General features: G+C 71.4%; 22 protein-coding genes. 11 read left to right on the top strand and 11 right to left on the bottom strand.

Annotation, left to right across the window (positions count from 1 at the left end):
• Positions 1 to 46: 46 nt before the first annotated feature.
• The 4 genes from tpx to IPK24_20925 all read left to right on the top strand — a co-directional run bounded on the left by tpx (position 47) and on the right by IPK24_20925 (position 3,224).
• Positions 47 to 544: a thiol peroxidase gene (gene tpx, locus IPK24_20940; protein ID MBK8077955.1), complete on the top strand. Its 498-nt coding sequence runs from the start codon at positions 47 to 49 to the stop codon at positions 542 to 544.
• Positions 545 to 694: 150 nt separating this feature from the next.
• Positions 695 to 1,018, top strand: coding sequence for a helix-turn-helix transcriptional regulator (locus IPK24_20935; protein MBK8077954.1), 324 nt, complete (start codon positions 695 to 697; stop codon positions 1,016 to 1,018).
• Complete coding sequence (locus IPK24_20930; protein MBK8077953.1) at positions 1,018 to 1,959, top strand: SRPBCC domain-containing protein; 942 nt, start codon at positions 1,018 to 1,020, stop codon at positions 1,957 to 1,959. Before IPK24_20935 ends, IPK24_20930 begins: the two co-directional genes overlap by 1 nt.
• Before the next feature lie 92 nt (positions 1,960 to 2,051).
• A complete protein-coding gene (locus IPK24_20925; GenBank protein ID MBK8077952.1) occupies positions 2,052 to 3,224 on the top strand; it encodes an FAD-binding oxidoreductase in 1,173 nt (390 codons plus the stop codon).
• Positions 3,225 to 3,274: 50 nt separating this feature from the next.
• Here IPK24_20925 and IPK24_20920 read toward each other — a convergent pair whose 3' ends face one another.
• Complete coding sequence (locus IPK24_20920; GenBank protein MBK8077951.1) at positions 3,275 to 4,612, bottom strand: ABC transporter permease; 1,338 nt, start codon at positions 4,610 to 4,612, stop codon at positions 3,275 to 3,277.
• Entirely contained in the window at positions 4,609 to 5,364 is a 756-nt protein-coding gene (locus IPK24_20915; protein MBK8077950.1) for an ABC transporter ATP-binding protein, read from the bottom strand. The genes IPK24_20920 and IPK24_20915 overlap by 4 nt, the downstream gene beginning before the upstream one ends.
• A 102-nt stretch (positions 5,365 to 5,466) precedes the next feature.
• On the opposite strand from IPK24_20915, the gene IPK24_20910 reads away from it, so the two are divergent.
• Positions 5,467 to 6,198, top strand: a complete 732-nt coding sequence (locus IPK24_20910; GenBank protein MBK8077949.1) for a TetR/AcrR family transcriptional regulator C-terminal domain-containing protein — start codon at positions 5,467 to 5,469, stop codon at positions 6,196 to 6,198.
• On the opposite strand, the gene IPK24_20905 is transcribed toward IPK24_20910, so the two are convergent.
• The 3 genes from IPK24_20905 to IPK24_20895 are packed head-to-tail and all read right to left on the bottom strand — an operon-like array spanning position 6,195 to position 8,127.
• Complete coding sequence (locus tag IPK24_20905; protein ID MBK8077948.1) at positions 6,195 to 6,404, bottom strand: hypothetical protein; 210 nt, start codon at positions 6,402 to 6,404, stop codon at positions 6,195 to 6,197. The two genes, IPK24_20910 and IPK24_20905, sit on opposite strands and share 4 nt — an antisense overlap.
• Positions 6,405 to 6,409: 5 nt before the next feature.
• Entirely contained in the window at positions 6,410 to 7,207 is a 798-nt protein-coding gene (locus IPK24_20900) for an ABC transporter permease (protein MBK8077947.1), read from the bottom strand.
• Positions 7,204 to 8,127, bottom strand: coding sequence for an ATP-binding cassette domain-containing protein (locus IPK24_20895; protein MBK8077946.1), 924 nt, complete (start codon positions 8,125 to 8,127; stop codon positions 7,204 to 7,206). Before IPK24_20895 ends, IPK24_20900 begins: the two co-directional genes overlap by 4 nt.
• A gap of 129 nt (positions 8,128 to 8,256) precedes the next feature.
• Here IPK24_20895 and IPK24_20890 point away from each other — a divergent pair, with 129 nt between their 5' ends.
• Together IPK24_20890 and IPK24_20885 are read left to right on the top strand one after the other, a co-directional pair.
• Positions 8,257 to 9,486 (top strand): sensor histidine kinase, encoded by a 1,230-nt coding sequence (locus tag IPK24_20890; GenBank protein MBK8077945.1) that lies wholly within the window; start codon positions 8,257 to 8,259, stop codon positions 9,484 to 9,486.
• Entirely contained in the window at positions 9,422 to 10,162 is a 741-nt protein-coding gene (locus tag IPK24_20885; GenBank protein ID MBK8077944.1) for a response regulator transcription factor, read from the top strand. The genes IPK24_20890 and IPK24_20885 overlap by 65 nt, the downstream gene beginning before the upstream one ends.
• Before the next feature lie 28 nt (positions 10,163 to 10,190).
• Here IPK24_20885 and IPK24_20880 read toward each other — a convergent pair whose 3' ends face one another.
• Complete coding sequence (locus IPK24_20880; protein MBK8077943.1) at positions 10,191 to 10,610, bottom strand: NUDIX hydrolase; 420 nt, start codon at positions 10,608 to 10,610, stop codon at positions 10,191 to 10,193.
• A gap of 172 nt (positions 10,611 to 10,782) precedes the next feature.
• Between IPK24_20880 and IPK24_20875 the strand changes: the two genes are divergently transcribed.
• Complete coding sequence (locus IPK24_20875; protein ID MBK8077942.1) at positions 10,783 to 11,559, top strand: DUF222 domain-containing protein; 777 nt, start codon at positions 10,783 to 10,785, stop codon at positions 11,557 to 11,559.
• A 279-nt stretch (positions 11,560 to 11,838) separates the two neighbouring features.
• Here the strand turns inward: IPK24_20875 and IPK24_20870 are convergent, their stop codons facing one another.
• The 4 genes from IPK24_20870 to IPK24_20855 are packed head-to-tail and all read right to left on the bottom strand — an operon-like array spanning position 11,839 to position 19,106.
• Entirely contained in the window at positions 11,839 to 12,360 is a 522-nt protein-coding gene (locus IPK24_20870; protein ID MBK8077941.1) for an OsmC family protein, read from the bottom strand.
• Positions 12,354 to 12,524, bottom strand: a complete 171-nt coding sequence (locus IPK24_20865; protein ID MBK8077940.1) for a hypothetical protein — start codon at positions 12,522 to 12,524, stop codon at positions 12,354 to 12,356. The genes IPK24_20870 and IPK24_20865 overlap by 7 nt, the downstream gene beginning before the upstream one ends.
• 42 nt (positions 12,525 to 12,566) lie before the next feature.
• Entirely contained in the window at positions 12,567 to 15,554 is a 2,988-nt protein-coding gene (locus IPK24_20860) for a winged helix-turn-helix domain-containing protein (GenBank protein ID MBK8077939.1), read from the bottom strand.
• A gap of 45 nt (positions 15,555 to 15,599) precedes the next feature.
• Positions 15,600 to 19,106: an MMPL family transporter gene (locus IPK24_20855; protein MBK8077938.1), complete on the bottom strand. Its 3,507-nt coding sequence runs from the start codon at positions 19,104 to 19,106 to the stop codon at positions 15,600 to 15,602.
• A gap of 161 nt (positions 19,107 to 19,267) precedes the next feature.
• Here IPK24_20855 and dacB point away from each other — a divergent pair, with 161 nt between their 5' ends.
• Entirely contained in the window at positions 19,268 to 20,605 is a 1,338-nt protein-coding gene (gene dacB, locus IPK24_20850; GenBank protein MBK8077937.1) for a D-alanyl-D-alanine carboxypeptidase/D-alanyl-D-alanine-endopeptidase, read from the top strand.
• A gap of 25 nt (positions 20,606 to 20,630) precedes the next feature.
• On the opposite strand, the gene IPK24_20845 is transcribed toward dacB, so the two are convergent.
• Positions 20,631 to 23,015, bottom strand: a complete 2,385-nt coding sequence (locus IPK24_20845; GenBank protein MBK8077936.1) for an MFS transporter — start codon at positions 23,013 to 23,015, stop codon at positions 20,631 to 20,633.
• A 413-nt stretch (positions 23,016 to 23,428) separates the two neighbouring features.
• On the opposite strand from IPK24_20845, the gene IPK24_20840 reads away from it, so the two are divergent.
• The gene (locus IPK24_20840; GenBank protein ID MBK8077935.1) at positions 23,429 to 24,085 is read left to right on the top strand and encodes a hypothetical protein; all 657 of its coding nucleotides are present in this window, start codon (positions 23,429 to 23,431) and stop codon (positions 24,083 to 24,085) included.
• Positions 24,086 to 24,196: 111 nt separating this feature from the next.
• Positions 24,197 to 24,703 (top strand): gamma carbonic anhydrase family protein, encoded by a 507-nt coding sequence (locus IPK24_20835; GenBank protein ID MBK8077934.1) that lies wholly within the window; start codon positions 24,197 to 24,199, stop codon positions 24,701 to 24,703.
• The last annotated feature ends 15 nt before the right edge of the window (positions 24,704 to 24,718 follow it).

The raw sequence follows: 24,718 nt of genomic DNA, 5'->3' as shown, positions 1-24,718 counted from the left end.
GACCACCCTGAGCATCCGCGACCACTCGATCTGTCAGGATCTGCCCATGGCTGAGATCACCTTGCGCGGTACCCCCATTCACACCATCGGAGAGCTGCCTGCGGTCGGCAGCCCGGCCCCGGCCTTCTCCCTCGTCGGAACCACCCTGGTCGAGGTCGCCTCGTCCGTCTTCGCGGGCCGCACCCTGGTACTGAACATCTTCCCGAGCATCGACACCGGGGTATGTGCGGCCAGCGTTCGCGCGTTCAACCAGCGCGCCGCAGGTCTCGACGGCGTCACCGTACTCAACGTCTCGCTCGACCTGCCGTTCGCCCAGTCCCGGTTCTGCGGCGCCGAGGGCATCGAGAACGTCGAATCGGCCTCGGCCTTCCGCAGTGACTTCGGCTCCGAGTACGGCGTCACGATCACCGACGGTCCGATGGCCGGGCTGCTCTCACGCGCCGTCGTGGTCGTGGCCCCCGACGGCTCGGTGGCGTACACCGAGCAGGTGCCCGAGATCGGCCAGGAGCCCGACTACGACGGCGCACTCGCCGCGATCGGCTGAGATGTGCCGGCTGATCGCCGGCTGGTTCGCGGACAAGGTGGAGGGTTTGGGCACGCAGACGGTGCCGAACCCTCCACCTTGTCTGTCGTGGACCCGTGGCTCGGCGATGGACTCTTGACATGTGACAATTTGGTCACCTAATTTCAATGCATGGACGAGGTGTTCCGTGCCCTGGCCGACCCCACCCGCCGAGAGATCCTCGACCTGCTCTTCGAGCGGGACGGGCAAACGGTGGGCGAGCTCGCCGAGCGCTTCGCCGAGTCCATGAGCCGGTTCGGGGTGATGAAACACCTGGCCGTGCTCGAGGAGGCGAACCTCGTGGTCGGTGTCCGATCCGGGCGCACTCGTGCCCTGTATCTGAACCCGGTGCCGATCGAGCAGATCGCCAACCGCTGGATCGGCAAGTACGCCGCCCGGTTCACCTCGGCCCTGGTGGGCCTGCAACAGCACGTCGAGCGTCAGGAGCACAGCTGATGGGGATCACCGCCCACGTCTACCAGGTCTACATCGCCGCGGATGCCGCCCGGGTCTGGCAGGCGATCACCGACAGCGAGTGGACCCGGCAGTACTTCCACTCCACCCAGTTCGTCGCCCCGCCGGAGGCCGGCCAGCCGTACCGCACCGTGATGCCCGACGGCTCAGGCGCCGTCGACGGGATGGTGGAAGAGCTCACGCCGCCCGAGGGTGAGCGACCGGGCCGGTTCGTCCAGACCTGGCACGTGCTCTACGACGCGGCGATGGCGGCCGAGCCCCCCAGCCGGGTGGAGTGGACCGTCGAGCACGTGGGCGAGCGGCTCACTCGGGTGCGGCTGGTGCACGGCGACCTCGCTGGCAGCCCACTCACCTGGGCCACGGTGAAGGACGGCTGGGTCTGGATCCTCGACAGTATGAAGACCCTGCTCGAAACCGGTGAGCCCCTGCCCCGGCCACAGCGCGAGAGCTCCCCGCGCGAGGAGTCGGCCGCCGACCCGACCGGCGACTGGCATCGACGCCAGGGGATCGAGGCGAACAACGCCGTCTGGGGCCTGCTGGGCGCCACCGATCGCACCGCCGAGGACGACGAGGACCTGCTGCGCACCGCCTACTCCTCCGCCTATCACTGGCAGCGAGCGAGCGGGGCCGGGCCGGAACACGAGGCCCGGGCGTCCTACATGATCGCCAAGGCGCTGCTGGCGACCGGGCAGGGGGCGCGGGCGATGGTCACGGCCGATCACTGTCTGGCGATCTGCCAGGCCCACGAGCTGGGCGACTTCGATCTGGCGTACGCCCACGAGATCCGGACCCGTGCCCTGGAGGCACTCGGCCGACTCGACGAGGCGCGGCAGTCGGCAGCAGCAGCGCGCGCCGTCCCGATCGCGGACGCCGAGGACCGGTCGATCGTCGAGCAGGACTTCGCCGACCTGCTGACGGGCTGAACGTCGACCGATGGCCCACACGCCGCGCCGGGCCGCCCGCTAGGTTGGCCGCCGTGAGCGCGCTGAGCCTGCCCCGGACGCCGAGCGAGCCGATCCCGTCGCGGGCCGAGGTGGTGGTGATCGGTGGTGGCGTGATGGGCGCCAGCATCGCCTTCCACCTCGCCGAGGCGGGGGTGCGCGACGTCCTGCTGCTGGAGCGCGACGCGCTGGCGAGCGGGTCGACGTCCAAGGCCGCCGGTGGGGTGCGAGCCCAGTTCTCGGACGCGCTGAACATCCAACTGGGCGCGCGCAGCCTGGAGGCATTCGAGCAGTTCGCCGAGCGGCCGGGCGGCGAGATCGACCTGCGGCAGGTGGGCTACCTGTTCTTGCTGACCACGCCCGAGGACGTCGCGGTGTACGAGGCGTCGGTGGCCCTGCAGAACTCCCTGGGTGTGCCGTCGCGGATGCTGACCGCGGCCGAGGCCGCGACGCTGTCGCCGATCGTGACCATGGACGACGTGCTGGCCGCCGCGTTCCATTCCCGGGACGGGTACTGCACGCCGGAGTCGGTGGTGCAGGGGTACGCCGCGGGCGCGCGCCGGCACGGGGCGACGGTGGTGACCGGGGTCGAGGTCACCGGCATCGAGCGGGATGGCGACGAGATCCGTGGCGTGCAGACCTCGGCCGGCGACGTGGCGTGCTCGACGGTGATCAACTGCGCCGGACCGTGGGCGGGGGTGGTGGGCGAGATGGCCGGGGTGGAGCTGCCGATCACCCCGTTGCGCCGCCAGATCATCGTCACCGAGCCGTTGCCTGCGGCGGTGCAGGCGTTGGTGCCGCGGGACATGCCGATGACCATCGACGCGGCGACCACGTTCTACCTGCACCCCGAGGGGCCGGCGTCGCGGCCGAGCATCCTGCTCGGGATGTCGTACACCGGTGAGGAACCCGGCTTCAAGATGGGTATGTCGGACGACTGGCTGCCCGACCTGACCGAGACGATGGAACACCGGGCGCCGGCACTGTTGGACGTCGGCATGGCCCACGGCTGGTCGGGGTTGTACGAGGACTCCCCCGATCACAACGCGATGATCGGCGAGGTGGCCGGGTTGTCGCGATTCCTCTATGCCACAGGGTTTTCCGGCCACGGGTTCCTGCAGGGGCCGGCGGTCGGTGAGGTGGTGCGCGACCTCTACCTGGGCCGCGAGCCGTTCCTCGACGTGGCACCGTTCTCGGCCGACCGGTTCGGTGCCGGCACCGCGCGCCCCGAACACAACATCGTCTGAGGCTTCGTCGAGTTGGCCACCGTAGTCGGTGGACAACTCCACGAAGCCCGTCAGCTGATCTCGCGGCGGGTAGCCAGGACACCGACAGCAGTGGTGACGATCCCGAGTCCCACCACGACCAGCGGGGCAAGCCACAACTGGGCATCCGGAACCACTCCCTCCTGCCGGGCGACCGAGAACGGCACCACCGTGGCGGACGAGGCGAATACGCCGAGCAGGCCGCCGGCGATCGTGACGGTCACGGTTTCGTAAGCGACGGGCGAGCAGATCTGGTTCCGCGTCGCCCCGATGATGCCGAGCCGGAGGTACTCGGGCCGGCGCTCGTCGATCACCGCGAGCAGGACGTTGATCAGAACCAGCAGGCAGAAGCCCGCGATGAGCACGAGGATGGTGCCGTTCAGCAGGTTGATGGTGTCGGTGGTGGCCTGGCTCTCTCCGGGCGGCAGGACGAACGTACGCCGATCGATCCCGGTCATCATCAGCACCCCCACGGTGGCAGCGGCGAAGGTCACGGCCGCGCCGAACACCGGCCCCAGCACAGCTCCACGCCGTGTGAGCGTGTGGACCGCGAGCTGCCCCGCCGATCCCAGACGATGGGCCGCCGGGGACAGCCGGCGCCCCATCACGATCAGGATCCGCGGCGCGAACGCCGTGAGCCCCACCGCAACGAGCAGGCCGGCATTGCCGCTGGTGGCCATCGCCGCATACGGGTCGTTGCTGTGACGGGTGATCGACAGCGTGATCGCGGAGGCACCGAGGCCACTCGTCACCAACACCACGCCCGCGAGCACCCGCCAGCGCGAGATTCCTGGCGGAGCGAGGGATTCAGCGCGTACCGAACGGACAGTGCCGGTGGTGAGTCGCCACGCGGCGAGGTGTGCAGCGGCCGCGCTGAGCGTGGGGATCACCACCACCGTGACACCGAGAGCGAACCCGCCTCCGGCGTAACCCACGTGCGGGGCGATGATGCCGCCGTCTCGCATGAGTCGGAGGACTGCGCGACCGAGCGGACCAGCCAGCATCCCGCCGACGAGGGCCGCGCCCAACCCGACCATGAATGCCTCACGACGGATCAGACCTCGCACCTGCGCCGGGGTGGCACCGATCGAGCGCAGTCGGTGGACCTCCTCACCGCGACGTCGGACCGCCAACGAAAAGGTGGACGTGAGGGCGAACAGACCGAGTATCGCGCCCCACGCGCCCATCACCAGACCCATGATCAGCAGGAGTTCGCGACTCTCGTCGGGTACGCCGTCGCGGAGTCCGGTTGCTGCCAGCCCTGCGAAGCATCCGATGACCAGGGTGGTGCCGAGGATGGCCAATGCGGTGGCGATCATGCTCCGTACCCGATGGGTGATCGAGCGAGCGGCCACCGTCCAGCCGTTCATGACGCGACGGCGGACTCGGCGGCGAGGGCTGCCAGCCGTGCGGCGATCTCGGACGGCCCTGATCCCTCCAGATCGTCCACCAACCGACCGTCGAACAGGAACAGCACGCGGTCAGCGCACGCGGCCGCCTGAGGATCGTGCGTCACCATCAACACGGTCCGCCCCGAGTCCGCGACGAGCGACCGCAGGATGGTCAGCACAGTGTGTCCATTGGCCGAATCGAGCGCACCGGTGGGCTCGTCGGCGAGCACCAGGATCGGATCGATCATGAGGGCACGCGCGATCCCGACTCGCTGCTGCTGACCACCGGACAGGTGTTCGGGCAGCGCATCCGCCCGGTCCGCCAGACCCACGCGGTCCAGCAGACCGCGGATCCGCTCGGGATCGGGCCGTGCACCGGCGAGCAACCGCGGCAGCGCGACGTTCTGCGCCGCCGAAAGGTAGGGGATCAGCAACGGCTCCTGGAACACGACGCCCAGGTGGTCGCGTCGTGCCCGTGCCCGCTCGGTCTGGCTCGATGTGGCCATGTCCACCCCGGCCACCTGAACGCCGCCGGACGTGGGCTGATCGAGGCCCGCGACCACGTTGAGCAGGGTGGTCTTGCCCGAGCCCGACGGACCCATGATCGCGGTGAAGCTGCCGTGCTGGAGCGTCAGATCCACGTCGGCCAGAGCGGTTGTCGCCGCCGGACCGACGCCGAACCGTCGTGACACCGCGTTCAGCCGCAGGGGCACGGGAACTGAATGAACCATCAGGGTCTCATTTCTGCATGCGTTATATACAGTCTGCGTTGCAGACAGATAATAGGCAGGCATCTGCGTATCCCACAAGCAGTTGGCGACTAGAATCCGGGCGTGTCCGAGCTGCCGCGCTACCTGCACTTGATGTGGGGCCGCGAACCGGCGGGACGCCGCGGACCCCGCCCGACCCGCACCATCACCGAGATCGGCCGAGCCGCCGTCGAACTGGCCGATGCCGCCGGGCTCGAAGCGGTGACCATGAAGAGCGTGGCCGAGGCGATCGGCTTCACCACCATGTCGCTGTACCGCTATCTGGACAGCAAGGACGAGCTGTTCGCGGTCATGCTCGACGTCGCGGCCGGCCCGCCCCCGCAGCCGGACGTCGGCCAGAGCTGGCGGTCTGCGCTGACCACGTGGGCGCGGGACATGGCCACACATCGATTGGCACATCCGTGGATGCTGCAGATCAGTCCTGGGTCGCCGCCACTGACCCCCAACATGCTGGCCTGGACGGACGCCGGTCTGGCCTGCCTGGCGACGACGCCGCTCACGGCCGCAGAGCGTTTCTCATCGCTGCTCGCGGTGGATGCATGGGCAGCTCAGCACGTCCGGCAAAGCCTCCAGTTCCAGTTGATCGGCCCGCGGAAGGACGATGCCGCGGCTGTCTCGTACGCCGTCAACCTGGCGACCCTGGTGGACCCGGAGCGGTTGCCCGCGCTGTGGGCGGCCGCGCAGGAGGCCCTGCAGGACAATGACCATGACGAGGACTTCTTCGAGGACGAGTTCGCTCGTGGGCTGGCATTGCTGCTGGACGGGGTGCAGGCCATGATCCACCGCAGGCTCTAGCCAGGCGCGTTCACTCGATCAGCCAGGACCGCCAGCACTCCCCCGACGACCGCGAAGCCGAGGCTCAACATCACCTCCGTGGCAGTGGCCAGGTCGAGGTAGCGCACGATGGCGATCCACCGGAACCAACCGATCCACAGGTGCACCAGGCCGACGATCGCCTGCAGGACCAGCAGCCCTCCGGCAACCTCGAGAATCTGCTTCACGGCCGTCAGCTGATCTCGCGACGGGTGAGCCACCACGACCCGATGACCAGCGGCATCAGCACCCACACCGTCGACGCCGTGGCCAGGTGCGCCCAGGCCTGGCCACTCATGTGCCCCTCGCCGACCGGGCCGGACGCCCGAACCAGGTCGAGCCAGGTGGCGTAGCGGTCTAACCGCCCGATCACCGAGCCGAGAATGGTCCACACCGTCGGCAGGCCGAAGAAGGCCACGATGGCGAGGGCCGGGCTGCTGAACAGCAGCCCGAAGGCCACCCCCTGCACCACCGAGAGCACCTGCAGCAGAACGAGTCCGGCCAGCACGTCGTTCTCGGCGTGCCACTGGGCCGGGACGTCGCGGAACTGCACGGCCAGCAGGTGTCCGAGGGCCGCGAACCCCACCGCGAGGGCGAGGCCGACCACGGCCCAGCCAGAGGCCGCCACCAGTTTGGCCGCGACCACGCGAGTCCGGCGTGGCTCGACCGTGAAGGTCACCAAGCCGGTGCGCTGCGAGAACTCCGCGGTCATGGCCAGGATGCCCATCACCGGGTAGAGCACCGCCTGCACCAGGGTGGTGGCCCCGATCAACGAGCCGAAGGTCAGCTCCTCCCGGCTCTCACTGAACGTGATCACGGCGGCGAGCAGTCCCGCGGTGAGCAGGGCAATGGTGATCATCAGCCAGCGCCCCGACCGGGTGTCGATCAGCTTGCGCGCCTCCAACCGCAGCAGCCGGGTGAACGGAATGCCGGATCGTCCCGAGATCGGCAGCTCTCGTCGTCCCGCCGCCGTTGCCGTCATGACGCTCATGCCGCCACCCCCACCGTCGTGGTCGAGCGCCCGCTCGACCGATCGCTGTCCGAGGTCAACTCCAGGAAGAGTTGTTCCAGTCCGGCCCCGTTCGCGGGCCGCAGCTCGGTGACCACCACCCCGGCGGAGGCGGCCGCGCGGCCGATCTGCTCGCCGTACGCATCGACGGTCAACGTGGCTCCGCTGCGCGAGCGGACGACGTAGCCCGCCGCGCGCAGGACGGCGTCCAACCGGTCGGGGTCCAGCGCGGTCACGGTGCTGCCTACGGCCTGCAACAAGGATGCCTTCGATCCCTGGGCCACGATGCGACCCCGCCCGATGACGACCAGTTCGTCGGCCACCAGCTCGACCTCGTGCAGCAGGTGCGACGACAGCAACACCGTGCAGCCGCGGTCGGCGATCGAGCGCAGCAGCTCGCGCATCCAGTGAATCCCTTGTGGGTCCAGGCCGTTGGCGGGTTCGTCGAGCAGCAGCACCTGCGGATCTCCGACCAGGGCCTGAGCGATACCCAGGCGCTGGCGCATGCCGAGCGAATAGTGGCGAAGCCGCCGTCGGGACTCGGCGGGGCTCAGACCCACCACCTCCAGCAACTCCTCCACGCGGGCGTGCGGGCGGCCCGCGCCCGTGACCGCCAGGGTGAGCACCTCCCGGCCGGTCCGTCCGGCATGTTGCGCGGCGGCGTCCAACAACGTGCCGACCACGGCGGACGGCGTGGGCAACTCGCGGTAGGGACGACCCAGCACGGTGGCCGAGCCGGACGTCGGCGGCGTGAGCCCGCAGATCATGCGCAGCGTCGTGGACTTGCCGGCCCCATTGGGGCCGAGGAACCCGGTCACCACCCCGGGGCGCGCCTCGAAGGAGATGTCGTCAACCGCCGTGAAGGCGCCGTAGCGCTTGGTCAGGTTCTCGATGAGGATCATGGATCCAGCCTCGGACCGGCGACCGGTGACCGCATCGGGCAGTGAGCCAGATCGGGTCCGACCAAAGTCGATGCCGAGGTCGACCTCCGGCGGTGTCCGCGGCCGATCCGCCGCTCCTAGTCTGTCGGTGTGATCACGTCCATCGACCGGATCGCCTTCGAGGCGCCGGGCCAGCCGCCGCTCGGCCGACTCGGTCACGCCTGGCGGATCGTGATCTGCGTGCTCCTGGGCCTGATCTTGTTCGCCTTCAGCGTGGAATCAGTGCTCGCACGCCCTCCGGTGGCTGGTTGGATGCGCCTGCTGCTGTGGCTGGATCTGCTCCTCCTGGGCCCGGCGTCCTGGGTGCTCCTCGCGCTTCATCGCCGCTTCCCGATGCCGGTAGCGGTCAGCGTCATCGCACTCAGCACGGTGTCGGTCCTCGCGGCGCCGGCGAGCCTGTTGTGCCTGGTGTCGATCGCTGCGCGGCGCCGATCCCGCGAGATCGTGACCATGGCCACGCTCGGCCTGGTGACCGGTTGGATCTCCCTGCGGGTCTATCCCGACCACGACACGCCGTACTGGGTCCAGCTGGTGCTGGTGCTCCTGATCGTGGCCGTCTCGGTCGCCTTCGGCATGTACCTCGGCGCCCGTCGTGAGCTGAGCTACTCGTGGCGACTGCGAGCCGAGGCAGCGGATCGTGAACAGGCACTGATGCTCGAGCAGGTGCGAACCGGTGAGCGAACCCGGATCGCCCGCGAGATGCACGACGTCCTGGGTCACCGGATCTCGCTGGTGTCGATGCACGCCGGGGTGTTGGCGCTGCGCGAGGACCTGACCGGCGACCAGGTGCAGGCCGAGGCGCGGTTGATCCAGCGCACGGCGCAGGAGGCCATGGAGGAGTTGCAGGGGGTACTCGGGGTGCTCCGTGGCGGGGATGACGCCGGAGACGCTCACCGGGTCGAGCACCCACAGCCCACCCTGGACGACCTGGATACGCTGATCGCCGAGGCGCGCACCACCAACCCGGTCGAGATCGCCGGCAACCCGCGGCCCGACATCCCGGGCCGGCTGGGGCGGCACGTCTACCGGATCCTGCAGGAATGTCTGACGAATGCCCGCAAGCACGCGCCGGGCAGCGCCGTCCGGGTGCAGGTGACCGGCACCCCACGCCGCGGGCTGGCCGTCGAGGTGACCACTCAGCCACCGCACACGCGTTCGCCGGCCGGACAGCCCGGCCCGACCGGATCGGGGTTCGGGTTGCTGGGCATCACCGAACGGGTCGAGGCCCTGGGCGGCACGATGGAGCACGGATCCGATGGCGGCGGTGGCCATCGCGTGCAGGTGTGGCTGCCGTGGAAGGGGGTCGCCGACGGTGAGTGAGGCGACCGCCAGGGTGCGGGTGCTGATCGTGGACGACGACCCGCTGGTGCGGTCGGCGCTGCGCATGATGCTGGGCGCCGATCCGCTGATCGAGGTGATCGGCGAGGCCGCGGACGGCGCGCAGGCCGTGGACGCCGTCCGCTCGCGGCGACCGGACGTGGCGCTGATGGACATCCGGATGCCGGTGCTCGACGGGATCGAGGCCACGGCGCGGATCATGGCGATGCCCAGCGGGCCGGACGACGTCCGGACCCAGGTGATCGTGCTGACGACGTTCGATGCCGACGAGTTGGTGAGGGCGGCGATCCGTGCCGGGGCGAGTGGGTTTCTGCTCAAGCACACCTCGCCCGAGCGGCTGCTGAGCGCCGTGCACCGGGTGGTGGCGGGTGAACCCATGCTCTCGCCGTCCGTGACACGCCAGATGATGAGCCTGGTCGCGGCGGCGGACGCCGACCCGCGACGTGCTGCGGCCCGGGCCGACCTGGCGGGCCTGAGCGAGCGGGAACGTCAGGTGGCGCTGGCGATCGGTCAGGGCAAGTCGAATGCCGAGATCGCCGCGGAGTTGTACCTGTCGGTGGCCACGGTCAAGTCACACGTGACGCACCTGTTGACGCGATGGGATGTCACCAACCGGGTGCAGATCGCGATCCGGGTCCACGACGCCGGGCTGCTCTGAGCTGTATACAGACGGATGGGTGTTGGCGTCAGATCGCGGCGTCGATCGCGCGGCGGTAGATCTCGGGCAATGCCTTGGGCAGCTCAACGAGGGGAAACCACCGCAGGGCCGAGTGTTCGGGCGCGTGATGGTGTTCCGTCGCGTGATGCGGCTCGGGGCCGCCGGGCTCGACCGACGTCGGCTCAGGTGAGGTCACCACGACCACCGAGAAGGCGACCACCACGACGCGACGGCCGGGGATCACCTCGAACAGATCGGCCAGCACGAGTCGACCGACCGCGACGACAAGACCCGACTCCTCGCGAAACTCCCGGACCAGGGTGTCGGCGACCGAGGTGTCCGCCGCGTCAGGTTGGCCCCCCAGCAGCTCCCACTCGTGGCGCGGGTTGCGACCCAGCAGCACGAGTCCGTCGTGGACGAGGACTCCCTTGATCGTGACCGAGGCCATGGCAGCCATCCTGCCGGAGCGGCTGGGCAAGCGCAGCGGTCCCCAGTGGGTGAAGTGCCGTAGCGGGCGCTCTGTGACAGTGAGTTCCTTCACAAGAATCGTTCTGCTGCAATGGCTTTCATGAGGTGTTCAGGCGGCTTGGTTGTCGGTGGTCGCCCCTACTGTTCGATCCATGGAACCGGAGCAGACACCCCACCCGGACGGCGGGGCCGCCGTCGGGAACAGTGGCCTGCCCGGCACCCCGGCCTCGCCGGTCACCACGGTCTTGGACGCCGTGTCGACGCAGCGCCGCGAGCTGCAGACCGCACCGACACCGACCCTGTCGGACGACGAACTGCGCACCGCGCTCATCGCCACGTATCGAGTCGTCAACCAGGTCGAGGCCGCCACCTTGCACCTGGTCCGTGCCCTGGACGACCGGCCCCAGGCGATGCCGACCTGCACCGCCGGCAAGGTCGCCGCCACGTTCCTGGTCCACGCCCTACGCCTGGACCCCGGTCAGGCCGCCCACGACGTCGCCGCCGCCCGCGCCCTGGACCCCGACGGCGCCGGAGTGGGCGTGGACACCGGAACGGACCCACTGGACAGCGCCGCCACCTCGGGGCTACCCGAGATCGGGGCCGCACTCGCCGCCGGGGACATCTCCCGCCGCCACGTCGACCACACCATCGGCTGCCTGAACCGGATCGACCAGGACGTGCTGACCCACATCGACCCCGACGGGATCGCCGGGATCGCCGGGATCGCCGGGACGACGAGTTCCTGGCCGAGATGGCCCGCACGCACGCCCCGCACGTGTTCCGGCGCCTGTGCACCCAACTGGAAGAAGCACTCAACCCCGACAAGGGCTTCGACCCCAAGGCCCACGAGAAGCGGTACCTGCACCTGGGCACCGACGCCAACGGCATGCTCGTCGGACGATTCGCGCTCTCCCCCGCCGACGGGCTGACCGTCCGCACCGTGATCCACGCGTTGAGCACACCCACCACGTCGACGCAATGGCCACGGTCTGCGAGCGCGACCACACCGGCATCCACGCCGGGATCTGGACCATCACCATGATCAACGGCGTGCCCTGGGTCATCCCCCCACCCTGGATCGACCCCCACCAACGACCCGTCCGCAACACCCTCCACGACGACGAACACACCGCCCACCACCTCGCCACCCACCTCGGCGACCAACTCACCCTCGACCTCGGGGAGGAACCACCAGGAGCGGGCGGGACTCAGGACGTCGAACGCACCGTGGGCTCGTGGTCGACCGGGAAGTTCACCGAGCGGGCGATGAAGCAGAACTCACCCACCCGATGGTGAGCCGCCCGGGCCGCTTCGATCATCGACGCCTCGGCCACCGTGACCGTCGGACGCAGCACGACCCGCTCGAAATGGCCTGCGCCCGAACCATCTTCGACCATCACCCCGAACGGCGCGTCGACGTAGTCGGTCACCACGACACCGACCGTGGTGACCAAGTGCAGGTACCAGAGCATGTGGCACTGGGCGAGCGAGGCGACGAGCAACTCCTCGGGGTTCCAGCGCGCGGGGTCACCACGAAAAGCCGGGTCGGAGGAGCCGAGGATCACCGGCTTGGCCACCGCCCCCTGATCCGCCGGAGCCGCATGGACCATCGCGCCCGTCGCGCCACCAAACAGCTCGTGATCGCGGCTGTAGGTGCGATAGCTGCTGGTGCCGGTGCCCTGATTGCCGGTCCACCGCAGCGACACCTCGTACCGATGGGTCGTCACCATCCCTCGCTCTCCCTCCTGCCATCAGTGCCATCAGTTTCACCCGTGCCGTCGCTGTCGCAGCCCAGCCGAGCGAGCCCGTCGAGCACCAGATCCAACCCCACCTCGAAGCTGGCGCCGAACGAATACTCCGGGGTCATCACGTGTGTCATCGCGAACCGGGCCATGCTGGTGGAGGCCGAGGCTGGTGGAGACCGAGACCGGGCGAGCTAGCTGACGGCCGTCCGGCCGGTCGACCCCACGGCCACCAGTGCCCGCTCCACCCGGTCACGCTGCCAGGGGGACGGCATCAAGCCCACGTCCTCGGTCAGCACGATGGCTCGCCGAAGGGTGGGCTCGGCGCGAGGGTCGCCCAGGGCGGCCAGGGCACAACCCACCCCGAGATACGCCTCGGTCGCGCCCAGGTTCGCCTCGCCCGGAGCCGGCACCGGCCCGTCCGGCACCGCGCCCTCGGTGGCGGCCCAGGCTGTGGCCGGCTCCGTGGCCGCACCGAGCCCCTGCGTGAAGTACCCCACCGCAGCCCTCGGCAGGTCACAGCCCAGCGCCGCCCACCCCGCGTTGATGACCAGTACCCCCGTGGACGGCGTCCGCAGCACCCGATGGGCCCGCGCGATGGCGTCCTCGAGAACCGTCAGGGCCTGTCGGGCCTCACCGGATTCGATGTGCGCCAGGGCGATCTTGCCCACGACGGCGACGGCATGGGTGGCCGTCGTGTCGGCGCGCACCAGGTGCCAGGCCTCTCGGGCGGCCTGGTTCGCCCGGTCGACCTGCCCGCTCGCAGCACAAGCCGCCGCCAAGGTCGACAAAGCCTCCGGCAGCTGCCCCGGCGCACGACGCCGAGCCAGGTCCACCAGGCTGGACGAGGTGAGGGCGGCCCGGTCGAACTCCCCGGCGACGTACTGCCCCACCGCCTGCGCCGTGAGGGCCTGGGCCAGCCACTCGTCGTCCCCGGCGGCTGCGAGCACGCTGACCGCCTCGGCGAGCACCTCGGCGGCCGGCGCCCCGGGGACCTGCTGCAGCATGGCGCCGTGCAACACGAGCACCCGGGCGCGCGGGACACCACCGGACAGCCCGTCCAACAGCCCCGACTCCAACACCGCGCCGGTCCACCGCGCCCCGGCTGACATCGACTCGGTGAACAGCCACCACCGCCCCAAGGTGATCGTCAGATCGGAGGTCCCGGCGGCGTCCCCGGCAGCCATGGCCTGGCGCAGCGCCTCGAGGTAGTCGTCGTACCCGGCCCGGACGTCGTCCACCAGGTCGTCGTGCAGCGGCGCCGAGCGCCACCGGGCCGCGAACCACTCGCGGTGACGGCGCCGGGTGGCGTCGAGGTCGCCGGCGGCGGCCAGCTCCTCCAGCGTCAGATCGCGCACGGTGCGCAGCAGCCGGGCCCGCAGCACGGTTCCGCGGCGATCGGCGGCGACGTGTCCCTCCCGGATCAGCCGGCGCAGCACGACGTCCGGGTCCGCACCGCCCGGCAACGGCCCGACCACCGCCCGCGCCGCGGCCAGGTCGAACGGTCCGACGAACACCGCGAGCCGGCGCAACACCTGCTGCTGCACCGGGTCCAGCCGATCGATGCTCCACGCCAACGTCTCACGCAACGACCGGTGCCGTGGCGTCCGGTCGCGGTCATCCGCGCGCACGTCGAGTGGCGCCTCGATCATCTCCACCAACTCGGCCAGGGTGTGGGTGGCGGCATGCCCGGCCACGAGTTCGAGGGCCAGCGGCAGCCCGTCCACCCGGCGCACGATCCGAGCGAGCGCCTCGTGATCGGCCGGCGTCGTCGGCAGGCCCGCGGCCTCGTCGGCGAGCCGATCCCGCAACAGCCGGACGGCGGGCGCCTGCTCGATCTCGGCCACCGTCGCCTCCGGCGCGGGGCAGGCGAGCGGCCCCAGGACGACGCGGCGCTCTCCGACGATCTCCAGCGGCACCCGTGAGGTGACCACGAACCGCAGCCCGGGGCAGTCGTCCAGCAGCCGCCGCCCCAGCGCGGCCACCGAACCGACCGACCACTCCGCCTCGTCGATCAGGATCACCAGGTCGGAGGAGGCCAGCATGCTCGCGACCGCTGTCACCGGATCCTGCCCGGCGATCGCCACCCCGAACGCCATCGCCGAGGCCTCGGCGAGATCGGCGGGACTCAATCCGTCCGCCCCGGACACGTCCAGGTAGGCCACCTCGTGTGAGGCGAGCAGCGCCGCGCCCACCTCCGCAAGCAACCGCGACTTGCCCACGCCCCCGGGACCCAGCACGGTCACCATCCGGTGGCCCTGGCGCAACGCCTCGAGTACCGCCTCGACCTCGCCCTGGCGACCGATGGTGGGGTTGCTCGGCACCGGCACGCACCGGGCGAGAACCCGGGCCGGCGACCGCTCCACGATCGCCTCGACCGGGTGGTGGCCATCGGCCGACGGCTGCCGGGGGGACCCGGCCGCCAGGGCAGGATCCTGCGCCAGGACCTGCGCGTGCACCGTCGCCAGCGCCGGGCTCGGATCGATGCCCAGGTCCTCGCGCAGCCGAACCCGTAGCCTGCGGTAGACCTCGAGTGCCTCGGCCTGCCGGCCCAATCGGTACGCGGCGACCATCGCCAGCGCATGCGGCCGCTCGCGCAGCGGGTTCTGCCGACTCGCCTCGGCCGCCAGCTCCCATGCCTCTTCGGCGGCCGCCTCGGCGCCATGATGCGGATCGGCCGGACCGGACGGATCCAGCAGCGCAGCGGCCAGGTCCTCGATCGCCGCCGACCGTAATTCGTCCAGGCGCACCCGTTCGGACAGCACCAGGTCGACACTGACCCCGGCATAGGCCGGCGTACCGCGCCACAGGGCCAACGCCTCGCGATAGAGCGGCACCGCCTCGGCCGCGGGGACGCCGCGGGCGCGTCGCACCCGGTCGGCGAACGCCTCGGCGTCCGTGGTCGCCGCACCGGTGAGCCGGTAGCCGATGTCATGGGTCTCGACCACGTCGACCCCCAGGCTGCGGCGCAACCGGGCGATCACGGTGTGCACCGCGGCCACCGACAACGTGGCGCCCGAGTCCCCCGAACCCCAGACCAGGTCGAGGATGGTCTCGGGGGGCACGCTCTGGCCACGCCGCTGCAGCAGCACCGCCAGGACGTCGCGAGGTCGCTGCCCCCGGGGCGTCACCGGCGCGCCGTCCCGCTGCACCAGCAGTGGCCCCAGCACCCCGATCTGCACCCGTTCATGACAGCACGCCCGGTGGTGTGCGGCCTACCCACACCGCTACCCGAGATCACCCAGGCCACCCGGCGGCACCCCGAGTCCGCCGGCACCGGCCCATGACGAGGCGCGCAACAGCACCTTGCCGGTGAGCCGACGCCCGGCCAGGGCGCGGTGTGCGGCGGCTGCCTCGACCAGCGGGTAGCGCTCGACCACCCGAGCCGACAGCCGACCGCCCCGGACGTCGTCCAGCACCTGGGCCATCACCTGGCCGCGGGCCGAGCCGGCGAGGTAGTCCGAGGCGGCCACCCACCTCACCCCGAGCGACCCTGATCGGCCGCCTCGCCCCGCGGGGGCGGTGAGTCCCGACAGACTCTGCGGTGACAGGGGCCGAGGATGCCCGGTGATCGCGCCGTAGAGCATCAGGGTGCCGCCCGTGGCGAGCATGTCCAGGCTCGCCTCGAAGGTGCGTGCGCCGGTGGCGTCGAACACCATGTCCGCGCCGGTTCCGGTGAGCCGACGCACCTCGGCCGTCAGGTGCGCCAGCTGAGCCGGGCCGGGGACGACGCCACTGATGATCACGTCGTGGGCCCCCAGCGCCCGGGCGACGGCGGCCTTGGCCCGGGTCGAGGTGATGGCGATGACCCGAGCCCCCTCGGCCGCGGCGAGCTGCACCACCGCCCCACCGACCGACCCGGCCGCGCCGTGGACCACGATGGTGCGCGCGATCACCCAGGAGGCCATCCGCACCAGGACATGCGCGGTGGTGCCGGCCATCGCGACGGCCGCTGCGACGTCCAGCGGGATGTCGTCCGGCACCACGCTCACGTACTCGACCGGCACCGCCGTGTACTCGGCGTAGACCCCCGCCAGGTGGCCCAGGTGCACCACCGGACGGCCGCGCAACCCGGGATGGACGCCGGCCCCGACCGCCTCGACCACCCCGCTCGCCTCGGTGCCGGGTACCAGTGGCAACGTCACGGGGAAGGCCTCTCCTGCGCGATGCTGCAGGTCGACGTAGTTGACCCCGATCCAGGCGTTGCGCACCAGCACCTCACCCGGCCCCGGGGGCGGTACCGGCAATCGCACCTCGGTCAAGATGTCCGGCCCGCCGTGGGCGCGGACCTGGATCGCCGTCATGGTGCGCGCCGGGGCGCTCAGCGGGCGCACCGACCCCACCTCACCCTGCTGCAGGCTCTCGGGGGACGCGCACCCCTCGTGGGCGGTCATCGCCGCGACCCGATCGGGTTCCCGTTGGTGAGCACCTCGACCCGGGGCGACCCCGGGCTCGGCCAGGCCGGCAACGCCGGAAGCCGGCGCTGCAGCGGACGTGAGAGTCGACGTGAGAGTCGGCCTGAGAGTCGACGTGGGAGCCATGGCCGGCTCGGCCAGGCCTACCCGGTCGTGCAACCGGCGCACCACCGACGGCGCCCACCAGTTCGCTCGCCCGGCCAGCCGCATCGCGGCCGGCACCAGGACGCCGCGGATCACCGTGGCGTCCAGCAGCACCGCGAACGCGCAGCCCAATCCGAGCATCTGGATGAAGCTGACCGAGCTGGTCGCGAACGCCAGGAAGGTCACCGACATCAGGGCCGCGGCGGCGGTCACGATGCGCCCGGTGTGCGCGGTCCCGGCGATCACGGCCGCCGAGGTGTCCAGGCCGGCGCGGTGGTATTCACTGATCCGGCCGAGCAGGAAGACCTCGTAGTCCATCGAGAGGCCGAACGCCAGGCAGAACATCAGCGGCGGGATCGAGACCGACAGCGGGGTGGCGGTGAAGCCGAACAGGTCGGCGCCGTGGCCCTGTTGGAACATCCACACCATGGCGCCGAGCACCGCTCCGATGCCGAGCATCGTGGTGACCAGGGCCTTCAGCGGCAACACCACCGAGCCGGTGAACAGGAAGATCACCACGAAGCTGCTCAGCATCATCAGCAGCCCCACGAACGGCAACCGGGCGCCGATGGTCGCGTTGACGTCGACCAGCCGGGCGGTGGGGCCGCCGACCAGCCGCTCGCCCGGTGCGGGCAGGGCACGGATCTGGTGCACCACCTGTTGCGCCGTCTGGCTGTAGACCTCGGCGTCCGGCACCACGCGAACCGCCGAGGCGAGGCGCCCCGACGCCGTGGTGGCGCCCAGGTCCGCGCGACCTGGGCCGACCCGGGCGCCGGCCACGAAGGTGCCGGACGGCGCGTCCACCCGACTCACGTGATCCAACCGTGAGAGGCCGGCGGCGTAGGAGGCCGTGGCCTGCGGTGGCGTGGACGGCAAGGCGATCACCACGGCGTCGTTCTCGCGACTGGTGAACTGCCCCCGCAACACGTCACCGACCCGGCGGGCCTGCGAGAGCTCGGCCGGCACCGTCCGGTCGTCCGGCAGGCCGAAGGCCACCGAGCCCATGGGCACGGCGAGCAGGGCCAGCAGGGCCACCGCCGGGACGCCGGTCAGCACCGGACGGCGGGTGACCACCCGGGCCAGCCGCTCCCAGAACACCGAGCGGGCCGTCGTGGGGCGGCCGAACCGGCGCCGCGCGGCCCGGTGACCGAGCAGCCGCAACGCCGACGGCAGCACGGCGACCGCGGCGAGCGCCGTGAGGGTCACCACGGCGATCCCGGCGTAGGCGAACGAGCGCAGGAAGTACATCGGGAACACCAACAGGGCGGCCAGTGCCGCAGTGACCGTGGCCGCCGAGTAGAGCACGGTGCGGCCGGCGGAGTGCAGCGTGGTGCGCAAGGCCGACTCGACGTCGTCCCCGTGGTGCAGTTGCTCGCGGAACCGGTTGACGATGAGCAGGGCGTAGTCGATACCCAGGCCGAGCCCGAGCGCCAGGGTGAGGTTGAGCGAGAAGATGCTGACGTCGGTGACGCCGGTGAGCAGCCGCAACACGGCCAGGGTGCCGACCATCGAGACCACCCCGATCATCAACGGCAGCAGTCCGACCAGCACCGAGCCGAAGGTGAGCACCAGCAGGATCAAGGTCAGCGGTACGGCGATCGCCTCGGCGCGCGCGAAGTCCCTGCGCACCTGGCCGGTGATGTCGGTGATCGACTGGGCGAAGCCGCCGGTGCGGATCTGCACGCCGACGCCGGTGGACCCTTGGGGACCGACCGAGGTGCTGAACGCCGGTTGCAGCTCGGCGATTCGGTCGCCGATGGCGTCCTCGTCACCCTCCAGGTGGGCGACCACGAGGGCCGAGCGCGAATCCCGGCTGCGCAGGGCCTCGGCCGCGGCGGCGGGTGCCTGCCAATAGCTGACGAGCACCCGGACGTCGGGTTCGGCATCGAGGCGGCGGGCGACGTCCAGCCCGGCGCGGACGACCTCGGGGGTGTCGACCCGCTGATCGGCGGGTGCGGTGACGAGCAGCACCAGGTTGGCCGCGGGCTGACCGAGGTCGCGCTCGAGAACCTGCACCGCCCGGGCCGACTCGGCGTCCGGGTCGTCGAAGCCGCCGGCACGCAGCCGGTCGAGAGCGCCGGCCCCGAGAACGCCGGCCAGCACGGTGGCGAGCAGGGTGAACAACAGAACGGTCCGCGCCCGCCGAAGTGCCAGGTGCGTGAGTGCGTCGAACATGGGTGACCTCACGATCGAGTCGGGTGAACCCGATGAGCGTGCGAGAAGGCCCTGCCAGCCACCTGTCACCGATCTGTCACGTGCGCACTCGCCTCACGCTCGCCGGGCCGGCGTTCCGGTCGACTCTCACGTTCCGGGCCGAACCTGCCGAGGGTGCGGGGGTGAGACGGTCTGCGCACGGCGCCCTGGTGGCCATGCTGGTGTCCCCGGCGATCCTGCTCGCGGCGAGCTCGCCCGCGATCGCGAACGACGACACCCGCGAACCGGTCGTGGCCGCATGGACGGCGGCGGCGAGCTCGGGAGCCTCGGGTCCACGGGCTCTCGCCGCGCAGACCACGGCCTTGGACGCCGCTCAGTTCGCCGCGGCCATGACCACCACGCTGACCAGCGCCGCCGACGGCAGTCGCTACCTCGGCCCGACACTGTCGGGTCTGGTGATCGACCCGGTGGACGGCACGGTCATCTGGCGCCACCTCGACGGCCGATCACGTCTGCCGGCCTCGACCCAGAAGCTGCTCACCGCCTTCACCGTGTTGCGCTCGATGAAGCCGGACGCCGTGCTGACCACGCGGGTGTATCAGAGCACCGCCGATCGCGGCCGGATCTACCTGCGCGGCGGTGGTGACCCCTCGCTCGGTGCGGCCCGGATCGGGGCGCTGGCCGAGGCGACAGCCCGTCGGCTGGCGTTGCAGAAGCGCACCTCGGTGGTGCTCTACGTCGACCGGTCGATCTTCCCGGCGCCGACCATGGCACCGGGGTGGAAGGCGAGCTACCGCAGCGACGTCCAGCCCCCGCAGGGCCTGACGCTGGCCGGGTACCGCAAGCCGGACGGCGCGCTGGCCGCCGGGCGAGCGTTCGTCGCCGCGCTGAAGGCCCGCGGGGTGACGGCGAAGCTGTCGACCATCACCACCACACCCGCAACCCGCACCGAACTGGCCACGACGGCGTCGGCACCGATCTCGCGACTGGTGGCGAGCATGCTCAACGCCAGCATCAACGACTACGCCGAGTTCCTGCTGCGCCATGCCGCCCAGGCCGGTGGCAAACCGGCCACCTGGCAGGGGGCGGCCCAGCACGAGGTCGCCGTGTTGCGCGCGGCCCGCATCCCGCTCGGCGGGGTGCGCATCATCGACGGCACCGGGCTGTCGCGGCTGGCGCGCATGACCCCGGCCACCCTGGCCAGCGTCGTCCGTCTGATGTGGAATACCCCGGCCGACAAGGCGATCGTCTTCTCACCCAACGGCATTCCGCGGGCCGGGCAGACCGGAACCCTGGCCACGCGCTACCGCATCACCGCGCATCGCTGCGCGCAGGGGCAGGTGCTGGCCAAGACCGGAACCCTGGACGACGCCGTCGCCCTCGCCGGGGTGGCCCAGGGCGCCGACGGACGCGACCGGGTGTTCGCCTTCGTCGAGAACGGGATCGTGGGCAAGAACACCTCGGTGCGGCTCGCCCTCGACACGCTGGCGACGACGGTGGTGGGCTGCCGGCTGGGCTGAGTTCCCGGCAGCCCGCCTGCCGACCTCAGCTCATCAGGCGCTGGGCGGCGTCCTCGATGTCGTTCTGCTGCACCAGAACCAGATTCGCGGCATCACCCAGCGGCACGTAGGAGTCGTCGCCCGCGATCCGCATCAGGCGGCCGTCGAAACCGGCCTCGAGCATCGCGGTCACCAGGCCCTCGCTGACGCCACCACTGCGCCGGGTCTCGTCGACGATCAGCAGGCGGCCCGTGGCCCGGGCCTCGCGCACCACATCGGCCACCGGCAACGGGGCGAGCCAGCGCAGGTCGACCACTCGGACGCCGATTCCCTTACGCGCCAACACATCTGCGGCCCGAAGTGACATGCGCAGGCCGTTGCCGAAGGTGGCGATCGTCAGGTCGGTTCCAGTGCCCCAGGTGGCAGCGCGCCCGATCGGCACGTGCGTCATCGACCACAACTCAGGCGGGGTGTACGGCGCCAGCCAGCCGCCGTCACCGGGGGTGAGCATGTCACGTTCGTGATACAGCGCAATGGGTTCCAGCACGACACTCACCGTGCCGTCGACCCGTGCGGCGGCCAGGCAGGTGCGCATCACGGCCGGGGCGTCCGAGGGGTGGGCGGGGCAGGCGATCACCAGCCCGGGGATGTCGCGCAGCGCCCCGATGGCGTTGTCGTTGTGGAAGTGGCCCCCGAACCCTTTCTGATAGGCCAGCCCCTGCACCCGGACCACCAGCGGGTTGCGGTAGGCGCCCTGCGAGAAGAACTGCAGACTCGCTGCCTCGCCACGGATCTGGTCCAGCGCATTGTGCAGGTAGGCCAGGTACTGGATCTCGGGCACCGGCAGCAGGCCGCTGACGCCGGCACCCAGGGCCATGCCGAGCACGGTCTGCTCGTCCAGCACGGTGTCGATCACACGCGAGGCACCCAGCCGCCGCTGCAGCCCGCGGGTCACGCCGTACACCCCACCCTTGCGGGCCACGTCCTCACCCAGCACCAGCAGCTCGGCGTGCGCGGCGCCGACGTCCAGCAACGCCCGGTTGATGCTGGCGGCCAGCGTCAGCCCGCCCTCGGTCTCGGGCAGCTTCTCGCCGAACACTCGCGCCCGCTCGGGCGGCTCGGCACTGGCCACCGCCGCGGCGGCCACCTGCTCCGGACGGCGCGGCGACAGCGGCTCGAGCACCTCGGCAGCGGAGGTCAGCCGCGGACGGCGCAGCGCCTCGGCCACCGCTTCGCTCACCTCGTCGCGACGTTCCGCCCAGCGCCGCCGGACGTCCTCGGCCGTCAGCACGCCATGCTCGACCAGGGCGCGCATGGTGGCCGCCACCGGGTCGCGCAACAGGTCACCGGCAATCTCGGAGGGGCTGCGGTAGGCGGACTCGACGTCCGATCCGGCATGCCCGCCGATCCGGACCGTGCGCTGGTGCAGCAACACCGGCACCCGCTGCTCGCGCGCGTGATCGACCGCCTCGCGCGCCGTCCGCAGGCTGATCAGCGGGTCCTCGGCGTCGTCGTGCCGGTAGACCAACCCGGGCGCAGCGGCGAACATCGCCTCGGGCCAGCCGGTCGGCGTCCGGGTCGAGATGCCGATGCCGTTGTCCTCCAGCAGGAGCAGCAACGGAATCGGAATCCCCTGGTGCGCAGCCCATCGGGCCGCATTGATGGCACCGACGGCGGTGGAGTGGTTCGCCGAGGCGTCCCCGAACGAGGCCACCGCCACGGCGTTGTCGGGCCAGTGCAGCCGGCGCCGCAGCCGGGCGGGGAGGGCCGCCTGCCGTCCGATGGCCCAGGCGACCCCCAGCGCCCGCGGCAGGTGACTGGCGATGGTCGAGGTCTGCGGGATCACGGCCAGGTCGGGATGGCCGAACACCTTGTGCCGGCCACCGGCGATGGGTTCGTGGGCGCTGGCGGCCAAGCCCAGCGCGACGTCCATGATGCCGTCGAGGCGGCGCGCCGCCGCCCCGGCGGTCGGCTCGGCGTGCCGCTGCGCGGCTCGGGCCAGGTAGAAGGCCCCGGAGCGGTAGTGCAGCAACGCCGGGTCGTCGCGGCGCATCGCCAGCGCGACGGCGGCGTTCGTCTCGTGACCGGCCGAGCCGATGGTGTAGAAGCCCTCGCCGGCGGCCCGCATCCGGCGCGCCGCGACGTCCAGCCAGCGGCTCGACACCTGGGCGTCGAACAGGTCGAGCAGCCCCTCACGTTCCTCGGCGGCCACGGCCCGCGGGTCGTGGGGGGTTCGCGCGCCGGGAAGCGTCACCGACACCGCCGACGCAGCCGACACCGGGGGCGAAGCCGGTACCGGCGACCCGGCGAGCGGGCCGGCGGGCGCGACGTCCGGGCGGTGGCGCTCCAGCCCGGCGAGGACCGGGGTCAGGTGCGCGATGAGTTCCTCACCCGCACCGGGGACGCGCAGATCGGCAGCCGAGAGCGTCATGTCGTCCGCCGATCCAGCCTCTCGTCGATGATGTGCCCGGCGGCCGCGCCGCGTCGTGGCGTGCGAGGGCGCTGCCGTCGATCGACTGACATGCCTCGAGCCTGACACACAACCTCCTCGGCCAACCCGGATCGACCCGGATCGGCCCGATGCGGCACCCACCGTGCGGATCGCCCGGGTCATCCTTCCAAACGGGAGCGGCGAGCCGTGGGCGCGACGCTCGGTCAGGCGCCCGGACCTGATGACCGATTCCGCCGCCGGCTCGACCTTGTGGGACGCAATGAGAGGGTTTCGTGGGGTTCACCACGGGTGTCGGGAAGCATCGGGCACACCGGCCGGGAACCGCAGCCTCACCCTCGCCATCTCACCTGCCGAGGACAGTCAGAGCGGATCCAGCCAGAGGGAGCGATCGAATGACCGGCGGACGGCGGGCGAGGACGGCTGCAGTGCTCGGGGCCACCCTGGTGGGTCTGGCCGGGGTGAGCGGCTGTGGTGGCGGTGTGACGACCACCCAACCCGGCCGGACGGCGTCCACGGGTGCCCCCGCGGCAGCCACGGCGACCAGCGCGGTCAGCACCCCGGACGGTGAGCCCGGTGTGGTCGACGGCAGCCCGGGCTCCGGCGTCACCCCGGACGACGGCGTCACCCAGGTCGTCACCGGCACCGGCGGCGCCACCGGACGCGGCGCCCCCGTGCCCTGGGACGGCGCCCGAATGCCGAGCCCCGCCTCACTGCCCAAGCGCCCGTCGGGCAAGGCCTCGCTGACCATCCTGCTGGACGACGGTTTCGGGATCCGCACCACCTGGACCCTGACCTGCGATCCGCCCGGAGGCACCCACCCCGACCCGGCCTCGGCCTGCGGGGTGCTCGGCGCCAAGGGGGCCACCGCGTTGCCCGAGCCGAAGGGCCGCGCCTGCACCGAGCAGTACGGCGGGCCTCAGAAGGCCAAGATCACCGGTAGCTGGAAGGGCACGAAGGTCGCCGCCCAGCTGAGCCTCGAGAACGGCTGCGAGATCGACCGCTGGACGGCGCTGCTCGGCCTGCTGCCCCCCGGTGGCCTGCCCGGCTGAGCCGCTCGCCGGCCCGCTCGCCCAGTGATCACTGTCGTGCAGGGCTCTTCCCCCGCTGGAGGGGGGAGAATCCCTGCACATCAGTGATCACCGCGGCGGGAGGGTCTCACCATGATCATTCAACTGGGGGAACGGGTCCCGCAGATCGACCCCACGGCCTGGGTGGCGGCCTCCGCGACCGTGGCGGGTGACGTCGTCCTGGGGGCGGAATCGAGCCTCTGGTACGGCGCCGTGGTGCGGGCGGACACCGAGGCGATCCGGATCGGGGCGGGCAGCAACATCCAGGACGGCAGCGTGCTGCACGCCGATCCGGGCTTCCCGTGCACCCTGGGCGCCGGGGTCGTGGTCGGACATCGTGCGGTGGTGCACGGCTGCACCGTCGAGGACGACGTGCTGATCGGCATCGGCGCCATCGTGATGAACGGCGCCGTGATCGGATCCGGCTCGCTGATCGGCGCCGGTGCCCTGATTCCCGAGGGCGTGCAGATCCCGCCGCGGTCCCTGGTCCTCGGCCAACCCGGCCGGGTCCGCCGCGCCATGTCGGACGAGGACGTCGACCGCATCCGCCGCAACGCCGCCCACTACCGCGCCCTCCGCCTCCTCCACGCCACCACCTGACCCACCCACCCCCCC

This window comes from Kineosporiaceae bacterium (assembly GCA_016713225.1).
In the GTDB taxonomy this organism is placed as follows: domain Bacteria; phylum Actinomycetota; class Actinomycetes; order Actinomycetales; family Kineosporiaceae; genus JADJPO01.
The sequence above is the reverse complement of the archived record's forward strand: the minus strand, read 5'-3'. Positions and strand labels throughout refer to the sequence as shown.